Source organism: Azospirillum sp. UENF 312511 (genome assembly GCF_058780635.1).
Genome location: NZ_JBSNCG010000004.1, coordinates 193,867 through 203,859, shown reverse-complemented (window position 1 = coordinate 203,859; position 9,993 = coordinate 193,867). Strand labels below are relative to the sequence as shown.

The window sequence follows — 9,993 nt, the reverse complement described above, 5'->3', positions numbered from 1 at the left end:
AGGCGACGACAGATGCAAGACGTGTTGGACACCGCCGTGTTGGACGCTCCGCCCGCCAAGGCGGCCCCGGCCCAGACGATCACCGAACGGATGCTCGAGGAATTCTCCTTCGTCGGGCGCTGGAAGCGGAAGGAGTTCAAGGACGGCCTGCTGTGGGACAGCTGGCTGACGTTGCGCCCGGACGGCACCTGGGCGCAGAACGGCACCATCCAGGTCGCGACCAAGCCGCAAAACTTCCGCCGGGACGGCACCTGGACCCGCGAGGAGGGGACGCTCGTCTGCGCCATCGGGAAATCGACCCTTCCCGATTCCTCGGGCAGCTTCACGATCGACATCGCCGCCCTGATCGGGGACAGCGAGGGCCTCGTCGGCCTGCCCGACTTCTCCTGGCGGCAGGAGATGGTGACCCTCGCCTACATCGCCTACGCCGGCACGCTGGGCGAGAAGGGCGGCCAGCCGACGGTGCTGCTGGAACTGATCAACCGCTTCCTGGAGGAGCTGGAGCCGGTCAACGGGAAATGGGACGTGGTCTGGGGGCCGGGGCTGGTCAACGCCGGATTCACGAATCTCGTCGACACCAACGTCTTCTACGTCGTCCGGGATCGCCGGGATCCGACCCGCTACGTCATCGCGATCCGCGGCACCAACCCGCTGTCGATCTACAGCATTCTGAATCAGGTGTCGGCGGTCAACGAGCAGGAACTCTGGCCGGTCGAGGATCTGCCCCGGCGGAAATGGCCGCGCGTCTCGGAAGGCGTCGCCAACACCCTGAAGCATCTGAAGCGGGTCCGCGCCCAGAAGGGCGTCCCGGGCACCGGCCTGACCCTGGTGGACTTCCTCAAGCAGGAGGTGGCGGCCTGCCAGTCGCCGCTGGCCATCCACACCACCGGCCACAGCCTGGGCGGTACCATGTCCGCCACGGTCGCCATGTGGCTGCGCGAGCTTCAGGGCTGCGAGGGCAGCCTGTCCACGCGCTGGGATCCGAAGGCGCGCTGCACCATCCACTCGACCCCCATCGCCGGCTTCAGCCCGGGCGACAAGCGCTTCGCCCAGCATTTCGACAGCGCGATCGGCGGCACCTGCGACCGCCTGTACAACTCGCTCGACGTCGTGCCGCACACCTACGCGGCGGAGGACATGAATTACGCCAAGTCGATCTACGAGCCGATGATCGACGCCGGCTTCGCCTTCAAGGCGGCGATCGACATGATGGAACTCCAGTTCACCCTGTCGAACATCAACTACCGCCAGGTGCGCGACGACACCTCGGCGCTGGAGGGCACGCTGGAGCCGTCGCAGAGGGAGTTCATGGCGCAGATGCTGTGGCAGCACATCGAGGGCTATCTGAAAATCCTCGGCCTCTCGGACTTCATCAACGCGGAGGAAATCCTCACCGCCTCCGACTGAACGGTCGCGGCGGGGCGGAGCGGCCTGCAACGCTCCGGCCGGCAGGGGCCGGGGGGATCAACGGATCGGGGAGCTGGTGACGGACGTGCGTGGTTTCGACGAGGATGAAGGAGTGGCGCGGCGGAGCGGATGGCCGGCGCCGCGTGGGAGTGCGTCGTGCAGGACCCGGATCTGATCCCGACCCCGCTGCCGCGGCGGAACGGATGGCGGCCGCTGGAGGTCCGGCGGATCGACCGTCCGTCCCCGCTGCGGTTGCTCGCCGTGCTGGTCGGGCTGTCGCGGATGATGGCCCGGCTCGCCTGGATGCGGCTGACCGGGCGCTGGGACAGCCGGACCGCGGCGCGGCTGCTGCGCGGGTTTCTGGAGAGCATGGGCGGCGCCTGGATCAAGGTCGGCCAGATCCTGGCCATGCGCAACGACGTCTGGAGCGCCGCCTTCTGCAACGAGTTGAGCCTGCTGCAGGACCGGGCTTGCGCCTTTCCCGCCGACCAAGCGCGCCGCGTGATCGAGGCCAGCATCGGACGGCGGGTCGGCGACGTCTTCAGCCACTTCGAGGACGTGCCGATCGCCGCCGCCTCGCTGTGCCAGGTCCACCGGGCGCAGTTGCGGCGGCGGCGCGCCTGGGTGGCCGTGAAGGTCCAGCGGCCCCACGCATCGGCGTTCCTGGCTTATGACGTGCGCTGGATCGGCGTCGGCGCGGCCCTGCTCGACGGGCTGGGACTGGCCGCGCATCTGCAATGGCGCGAGATGGTCCGGCAGATGAGGGCCATCATCGAGGAGGAACTGGACTACCGCATCGAGGCCGCGTCGATGCAGAGGCTGCAGGGGACCCTGGGCGAGCAGGGCATCTACGTGCCCGACGTCCATGAGGAATACTGCTCCCGGCAGGTCGTCGTGATGGAGTTCGTCGAGGGGGTGGCGCTCAGCGAGCTGCTGCGGGTGCGCGGCAGCGATCCCGCCCTGGCCGAGCGCTGGATGTTCGAGAACAACATCCGGCGCAGCAAGGTCGCGAAGACCATGATGCACTCGCTGTTTCACCAGATCTTCATCGACAACCTCTGGCATGGCGACCTGCATCCCGGCAACATTCTTCTGCTGAAGAACAGCCGGTTGGCCTTCATCGATTTCGGGATGGCAGGGTCGCTCGATGTCGAATACCTGAACAATTACAAGATGTACATCGGCGCCATCAATTCCGACAAGTTCATGCTGGCCGCCGACCTGATGCTGATGCTGAGCGGCGTGCTGCCGCCGCTCAACGTTCACGAGGTCCGGCAGAAGATCGCCGATGCGCTGCAGCGCTGGAAATGGCGCGCCCGGATGAAGAACGGAACCTTCAGCGAGAAATCGCTGTCGAGTTCCACCTTCGAGATCGGCCAGATCACCATGGCCTACCGCTTCGCGCCGAACTGGACGCTGCTCAAGCTCGGCCGTGCCTACAACGCGGTCGATCTGGCGATCGGCGCCTTCTATCCGGAAATCGACTACACCGCCGCCATCGCCGAATTCCATCGCGCGCAAGCCCCCCGCCGGATGTCCCAGGTCGTTGCCGACGGCCAGAAGTCGATGGCGGAAAGCATGACGATGGCCTCCATGCACACGCGCCGTTTCCGCGAGAACACGCTGATGGTCCAACCCGCGCAAAGCCCCGGGGGCGACCTGCTCGCCTTCACAGCGCGAACCATGCGCAACCTGCTGGCCGCGGGCTTCGCCTATCTGGCGGCGGCGTGCCTGTTCCAGGCCGACCCCGCCCTGATCGAGGACGCCCTCGGCACAGGCAGCGGCTGGTACCGCCTGATCGCCGGCTTTCCGCGCCTGGACGGGGATGTCTGGCTGGTGTTCCTGACGGTCCTCGGCCTGACGACGCTGCGCTTCCACACGCTGGCGAGGCGGCTCGGCCGCGCGCCGCTGCGGCTGCCCATGCCAGAGCGGTGACCCGGTTCTCCATCCCCGACGCCGGACCGCCGCATGCGGGACGAAGGCGCAGGCAAGAACAAAAGGAAGAAAGGAATGGCGATGACCTCAGTCGGCATCGAAAGCATGAATTTGTACGCCGGGCCGACCTATGTGGACGTGCGCGACCTCTTCACGGCCCGCGGCCTCGACCTGGAGAGGTTCGACAACCTGATGATGCGCAAGAAGTCGGTGGCCCTTCCCTGCGAGGACGCGGTGTCCTACGCCGTCAACGCGGCGAAGCCGATCATCGACCGCCTGACTCCCGCCGAACGCAGCCGCATCGGGACGGTGATCACCTGCACCGAATCGCCGGTCGATTTCGCCAAGTCGCTGAGCACCTACATCCACGCGCTGCTCGGACTGGACCGCAATTGCCGGTCGCTGGAGCTGAAGCAGGCGTGCTACGCCGGGATGGGCGCGCTCCAGCTCGCCGCCGGGGTGGTCGGCAGCGGCTTCACGCCGGGGGAAAAGGTGCTGGTGATCGCCACCGACACCGCCCGCGCGACCGCCCGCAACACCTACGCCGAGCCGACCCAGGCGGCGGGCGCCATCGCCATGCTGATCGGCGACCGTCCGCGGTTGCTCGACCTCGATCCGGGTGCCCACGGCTGCTGCTCCTACGAGATCATGGACGTCCACCGCCCGTTGCCGGAACTGGAAACCGGCGATCCCGACATGTCGCTGCTGTCCTATCTCGACTGCCTGGAGAATTGCTTCCGCGCCTACGCGGAGCGCGTGGAGGGCGCCGATTTCCAGACGACCTTCGACGCGCTCGCCTTCCACACGCCCTTCGCGGGCATGGTGAAGGGCGCCCACCGGCGCATGATGCGCCGCTTCGGCAAGGCGGCGCCGGCGGAGGTCGAGGCCGACTTCATCCGGCGGGTGGCGCCGTCGCTGCACCATTGCGTGGAGGTCGGCAACATCTACGCGGGGACCGTCTTCATGGCCCTGTGCGGTGAGATCACCGCAGGGCGCCGCGCCGGGCGGATCGGCCTCTTCTCCTATGGGTCCGGCTGCTCCTCGGAGTTCCTCAGCGGTCTCGTTCCGGAGGGCGCCGCCGCGCATCTGGACGCCATGGCGATCGACGAGGGTCTGGCGCGGCGCCTGCCGATCGACGTCGCCACCTACGACCGCATCCTCGACCTGAACGACGAATGGCGGTTCGGCATCAAGGACAAGGAGGTGGACACGGGTCCCTATGCGGACCTCTACGACGCCTTCTTCGCCGGCCGCGGGCTGCTGCGCCTGAAGCGCGTCAGCACCTATCACCGGGAATACGAGTGGAGCTGAGCGCTTGCCGGAACACGGTCACGGAGGACGCAGGATGTCGCAGGCGGGTTTGGGGCGTGGGGCGGTGGAGCCGGTGGCCGTCGTCGGGATGAGCGGGGTCTTTCCGGGCGCCGACGGCATCGCGGCTCTGCGGGATCTTCTGGAGCAGGGACGCCGCGTCGCGCCGGAGCGGCCGGCGGACCGGCCATCCGAAGGCGGAAGCGCCACGGCGCCTCCGGTGTGCTGCATCCCTGGGGTGGGGCGGTTCGACGCGGCGTTCTTCGGCATCGCACCGATCGACGCCGAGCAGATGGACCCGCAGCAGCGCCTGTTCCTGGAGCAGGCGTGGAGCGCCGTCGAGGACGCCGGCCAACGGCCCGGCGGGCTGGCCGGCGGAAGGCTGGGGGTGTTCGTCGGCGCCCAGTACGGCGACTATGCCCGGTTGCTGGCGGCGGCGGGCGAACTGCGCGCCCAGGGCGCCACGGGCAACGCCCTGGCGATGATCGCCAACCGGGTGTCCTATCTTCTGGGCGTTCACGGCCCCAGCGAGACGGTCAGTTCCGGAGAAGCCTCGTCCCTCGTGGCCCTGCACCGGGCGGTGGCCGCCATCCGCTCCGGGCAGTGCGACGCCGCGCTGTGCGGCGGCGTCAACATCCTGCTGCGGCCGGAGACCGCCGTCCGGATGCTGGAGCCGGGCGACGCATCGCCGTCCGGGCAGTGCCGGGTCCTCGACGCCGCCGCCGACGGGCGCGTCGCCGGGGAGGGGTGCGGCGTGCTGTTCCTCAAGCCGCTGGGCGCCGCGCTGGCCGACCGCAATCCGGTCCACGCGCTCATCCGGGGCGTCGGCGTCGGCCACCGGGGCGGCGGCGCCCAATGGGACGCGTCCGCCATCGAGGCCCTTGCCGATCTTCTGCTGCATGCCCACACCGCGGCGGGAACCGCCCCGCGGTCGCTCGGCCTGCTGGAAACCAGCGGCAGCGCCACCCTGGCCGGGGACGCGGCGGAAGTCGCCGCCTTGCACCGCGCCTTCACTCCGCAAACCGCCGGCGTCGCGCCGACGGAGCCGGACTGCACCCTCGGATCGGTCAAGGCCGCCATCGGGGACGCGGGCCCCGCCGCCGGGATCGCCGCGATCATCAAGGCGGTGCTCGCCTTGCGGGAGGGGCGGCGCTACGGCGTGCCCGGCCTGGACCGGCCGAATCCCGGTCTGGCCCGGGACGGCGGTCCCTTCGTGGTCCACCGGGACAGCCGGCCCTGGCCGCGCCCGGCGGGCGGACCGCGGCGGGCCGGGGTGACGGCGGTGAGCGCCGCCGGCACGATGGCCCACGCCATTCTCGAAGAATGGACCGGACCGGTGGCTGGCGATGGCGTGCCGGGCGGACGCGTGCTTCCGCGCACCCGTCCCGTGCTCCTGTCGGCGGGCAGCGAAGCGGGGCTGGACGCCGTGGCCGCCGCCCTGCGGGGCTGGCTGCTCCGTCAGGGGGATGCGGGCGGTGACCGGCTCCTGCGGGACATCGCCCACACCCTGCGGACGGGCCGGACCGATCGCCCCTTCCGACTGGCGCTTCTGGCCTCCTCCCTCGGGGAGTTGGCGGTTCTGCTGGACGCGGTGCCGGCCCGTTCCGCCGATCCGCGAATCCTGCGGGGACACGCGGCGGCCGGGTCCTCCGGGCCGTCGGGCTCCGGCCCCGAAGAGTTGGCACGTGCCTGGGTGGCGGGTGCGGCGGTGGCATGGCCGGTGCCGGAGGAGGATGGAGCGGCGCGCCGGCTGTCGCTGCCGATTCCCCCCTTCGCGGGCCGCAGCCATTGGTACCGCAAGGTGGAGCCGTCCCCCGCCTCATCGCCCGCCGCCCCATCGCCCGCAGCTCCATTGCACGCGGCCCCGCCGCCCGCCGATTGGGCGGAGCGGGCGCGGCGCTGGCGGGGCGAGACGGTGGCGCTGGAATCGGGCGGCGAGGGCGTGGCGCTGGTCGTGCTCAAGGACGCGCGCAACCGCAACATGTTCACCGAGGATCTGTCCCTCGGGATTCTCGCGGCCTTCCAGGCCATCGCGGCGGACCCGTCCGTCCGCGTCGCCGTGATCACCGGCGAGGGGCCGGCCTTCGCCATGGGGGGCAGCCCGCAGGCGCTCAGCGACATCGTCGAGGGGCGGATGTCCTACACGGACTTCCCGTTCCTCTACGAATGCTTGCTGCGCTGCCCTCTGCCGGTGGTCGCCGCCATGCAGGGGAACGCGTCCGGTGCGGGCTTCGTCTTCGGGCTGTACGCCGACATCGTCGTTCTGGCGGAGGAGGCGACCTACGCCGCGAATTTCATGACGTTCGGCCTGACGCCGGGTTTCGGCGCCACGATGCTGCTGCCGGAGAAGCTGGGCCGCGGGCTGGCCGCGGAGATGATGCTCACCGGGGGCGCCTATTCCGGGGCGGCGTTGCGGGAGCGCGGCGTCCCCTTCCCGGTCGTTCCTCGCGCGCGGGTGCTGGACCACGCGCTGTCCACCGCAAGGGGGCTGGCCGCCTTGCCCGCAGGATCGCTGCGCCTGATGAAGTCCTCTCTGGCGGGGGACCTGCTGAACCGCCTTCCCGCCGCGGTCGACGCCGAGCTGTCCGTCCAGCGCAAGACTTATGCGTTCCCGGAGGTAAGGGAGCGCGTAAGCCGCCTTGTCACGCGCCTGTCATGAACAGTGTTTCCGATTTGTCCGCATGTGGTCGTAAAGGGTAAGACCTTTGTTCATCATTTGAATCCTTTTTTCGCACTGGAGTGATGTCGCCATTTGAAGGTTCCGCACCAAGATTGTGCATGATTTTTCAAGAAAGGAGACGACATGGAACCTTCTGAACTCATCGAGATAACACGGGCGTATGTGAATAAGATCTCGTCCGGGGCCAGCGACGAGGATCTTGACCGCTTCTATGCACCGGACATCGTCCAGGAAGAGTTCCCCAACGCTTTCTTTCCTCAAGGGGCGCGGCGGAACCACAGCGCCATCAAGGAGGCGAACGCGAAGGGACGCAACGCGCTGTCCGCCCAGACCCTCGAGATCGTGAACATCGTCGCCATGGGAAACAACGTGGCGCTGGAGGCGCACTGGACGGGAACGCTGGCGGTTCCGCTCGGCTCGCATCCGCCGGGCACCACGCTGTGTGCGCATTTCGCCCAGTTCCTTGAGTTCAAGGACGGCCTGATCTGGCGCCAGCGCAGCTACGATTGCTACGATCCGCTGTAACGGGCGGCGGGGTCCGGTGCCGCCGGATCATCCGGCCGGCACCGGGGTTCCCAGGGCGACCGCGCCGATGTGGCGGTCGAACAGGCTGAATTGTTCGAAGCGCCAGCGGTCCGCGCGGTCGGCGATGCCCTCGCCCAGGCGCATCGCGATGCGCGCGTCCGGACCGTACTGGAATTCCATGTCGCGGAAGGGCAGGGACAGCCCGATGCCCCGCGCCTTGGCGTAAGCCTCCTTGAGCGTCCAGGATCGCAGAAAGGCCAGCCGGCTCTCCTCCGCCGGAAGGCCCTGCAGGAAGCGGCGCTCGCTGTCGGAGAAGGCATGCCGGGCGATGCCCGCCGCGTCGGCGTGGCGGTCCGCGCATTCGACATCCACACCCACCTCACCCTCCCTCGCCACGCCCACGAGCGCCAGCCCCGCGGCGTGCGAAAGGTTGAAGCGCAGCCGTCGGGCCATGGCCGGGTCGGCGATCTCGGGCCGGCCGTAGGGGTTGGCGGCGAACCGCCAGTCCGCCGGTTCGATCGGCTCGTACCGCGAGAGGACGCAGCGCAGCAGCAGGTGGGCCGCGATGAACAGATGGCGGTCCCGGTCGAAATGATAGCGGCGGCAGCGCCGCAGGTCGTCGTCCCCGAACAGGCCCAGCCGTTCCGGCTCCGCCAGGACCGCCGGATCGAGATCGGAGGTCCGGCAGCACCACAACCCCACCCCCGTCAGCCCCGAGGATATCTCATGCGCCCGGACCTCGACCGGATGGTCCAGAAGGCGCCTTCGCGCGACGAACGCGGGGGGCGGCCATAAGGCGCTCCGACGGCGGTCGCGGTCCGGGTCTGCGTCGGTCTGAACGGCTGTCATGAGTGGGTTGCCATCATGGGCTGGCCTGTTGCAGGGACGGGGGCGGCGTCGGCGGTCGGGTCCCATCGCCGTTCCGGTCACCCATTATGCCACATGATCGGTTTCGCGGCTGAGCGGCTGGTCCAGCGCACGACTACCGGGATCGCGACCGCGAGACCCGTGCCGGCCCATCAGCTGCTGCCGCGACCGGTCAGCGTCAGTTCGACGGCGCAGGTCGGTTCCGAAGGCATTTCGCCGCGCATCCGCTGCAGGATCATCGCCCCGGCCTGGCGGCCGAGGTCGCGGCTGTCGATTCCGATGGTGGTCAGGCCGGGCGGCAGCTCTTCGGCGACGTCGTTGTGGCCGAAGCCGAGAATGGCGATGTCGTCGGGCAGGCGCATGCCCAGCCGGCGCGCTTCCAGCAGCGCGCCGGTCGCCAGAAGGTCGTTGGCGCAGAACACCGCCTCGACCTCCGCGTTTCGCGAGAGAAGATCGCCGAGCGCGCGGCGGCCGTCGACCATGCTGCTGACCCCGTCGACGGACAGTTCGGCGACGATGTCGAGCCCGGCGGCGCGGGCACCCTCGCGGAAGCCGGTGAGTCGGAGGGCGCCGCGGCCGCTGCGGCGACCGATGAATCCGACGCGACGGTAGCCGCGCTCGGCGAAATGCTCGGCCGCCAGCCGGCCCCCGTCGATGTTCGAGAAACCGACCAGCATGTCGATCGGGTCGCGGGGATAGGCCCAGGTTTCCATGATCGGGATTCCCAGCGCCCGCAGAGCCCGCCGGTTCTCCTCGATCTCGATGACGCCGGTGAACATGACCGCCGCCGGACGCATCTCGCGCAGCGACTGGATCATCGTCGTCTCCTTGGCGTAGGAGTAGGAGGTCTGCCCGATCATCAGCTGGTAGCCCTGAGGCTCCAGCACCTCGCCGCAGCCCTGCACGGCGAGGCAGAACTGCTGGCTCTGCAGGTTCGAGACGAAGGCGGCGACGATGTTCGACTGGCCGGACCTCAGCGCGCGGGCGTGGGGGTTGGTGGCGTAGCCGGTGCGCTCCACGATCTCCAGGATTTTGCGGCGCTTGGCCTCGGCCACCTTTTCCGGATGGCGCAGGGCGCGCGAGACGGTGATCGGCGAGACACCGGCAAGCCGGGCGATCTCGACGATGCGCGGCGGCGCCGCCCCGTCGCGGCCCCCCTCCTCGACCGGCCCCCCGTCGCTGGATGGCAACGGTTCCGCGGCCCGGAGGCGGAGGACGTCGTCGATGGTCGGCGGCCGCTTTGCCGCACCGGTGTCACTCATGCCGCCCGT

Annotated in this window: 7 protein-coding genes; 5 read left to right on the top strand and 2 right to left on the bottom strand. The window is 69.4% G+C overall.

What is annotated here, in order from left to right; genetic code table 11:
* The first annotated feature begins 12 nt into the window (after positions 1-12).
* From ACWPN7_RS26610 to ACWPN7_RS26590, 5 genes are all read left to right on the top strand, one after another.
* Positions 13-1,407 (top strand): lipase family protein, encoded by a 1,395-nt coding sequence (locus tag ACWPN7_RS26610; RefSeq protein WP_459196213.1) that lies wholly within the window; start codon positions 13-15, stop codon positions 1,405-1,407.
* Between the two features lie 156 nt (positions 1,408-1,563).
* Positions 1,564-3,342 carry an ABC1 kinase family protein gene (locus ACWPN7_RS26605; RefSeq protein WP_459196212.1) on the top strand — a complete coding sequence of 593 codons (1,779 nt, stop codon included), beginning with the start codon at positions 1,564-1,566 and terminating at the stop codon, positions 3,340-3,342.
* Positions 3,343-3,417: 75 nt separating this feature from the next.
* A complete protein-coding gene (locus ACWPN7_RS26600; RefSeq protein ID WP_175428912.1) occupies positions 3,418-4,653 on the top strand; it encodes a hydroxymethylglutaryl-CoA synthase family protein in 1,236 nt (411 codons plus the stop codon).
* A 34-nt stretch (positions 4,654-4,687) separates the two neighbouring features.
* Positions 4,688-7,309, top strand: coding sequence for a polyketide synthase (locus ACWPN7_RS26595; protein ID WP_459196211.1), 2,622 nt, complete (start codon positions 4,688-4,690; stop codon positions 7,307-7,309).
* 144 nt (positions 7,310-7,453) lie between these two features.
* Positions 7,454-7,855: a nuclear transport factor 2 family protein gene (locus tag ACWPN7_RS26590; RefSeq protein WP_103041030.1), complete on the top strand. Its 402-nt coding sequence runs from the start codon at positions 7,454-7,456 to the stop codon at positions 7,853-7,855.
* Positions 7,856-7,882: 27 nt separating this feature from the next.
* Here ACWPN7_RS26590 and ACWPN7_RS26585 read toward each other — a convergent pair whose 3' ends face one another.
* Together ACWPN7_RS26585 and ACWPN7_RS26580 are read right to left on the bottom strand one after the other, a co-directional pair.
* Positions 7,883-8,557 (bottom strand): 4'-phosphopantetheinyl transferase family protein, encoded by a 675-nt coding sequence (locus ACWPN7_RS26585; protein ID WP_459196210.1) that lies wholly within the window; start codon positions 8,555-8,557, stop codon positions 7,883-7,885.
* A 317-nt stretch (positions 8,558-8,874) separates the two neighbouring features.
* The gene (locus tag ACWPN7_RS26580) at positions 8,875-9,984 is read right to left on the bottom strand and encodes a LacI family DNA-binding transcriptional regulator (protein WP_040137381.1); all 1,110 of its coding nucleotides are present in this window, start codon (positions 9,982-9,984) and stop codon (positions 8,875-8,877) included.
* Between the last annotated feature and the right edge of the window lie 9 nt (positions 9,985-9,993).

Excerpts from the sequence above, each read along its gene's own strand:
- ACWPN7_RS26610 (WP_459196213.1), top strand. The coding sequence starts at position 13 with ATGCAAGACGTGTTGGACACCGCCGTGTTGGACGCTCCGCCCGCCAAG.
- ACWPN7_RS26600 (WP_175428912.1), top strand. The coding sequence starts at position 3,418 with ATGGCGATGACCTCAGTCGGCATCGAAAGCATGAATTTGTACGCCGGG.
- ACWPN7_RS26595 (WP_459196211.1), top strand. The coding sequence starts at position 4,688 with ATGTCGCAGGCGGGTTTGGGGCGTGGGGCGGTGGAGCCGGTGGCCGTC.
- ACWPN7_RS26590 (WP_103041030.1), top strand. The coding sequence starts at position 7,454 with ATGGAACCTTCTGAACTCATCGAGATAACACGGGCGTATGTGAATAAG.
- ACWPN7_RS26580 (WP_040137381.1), bottom strand. The coding sequence starts at position 9,984 with ATGAGTGACACCGGTGCGGCAAAGCGGCCGCCGACCATCGACGACGTC.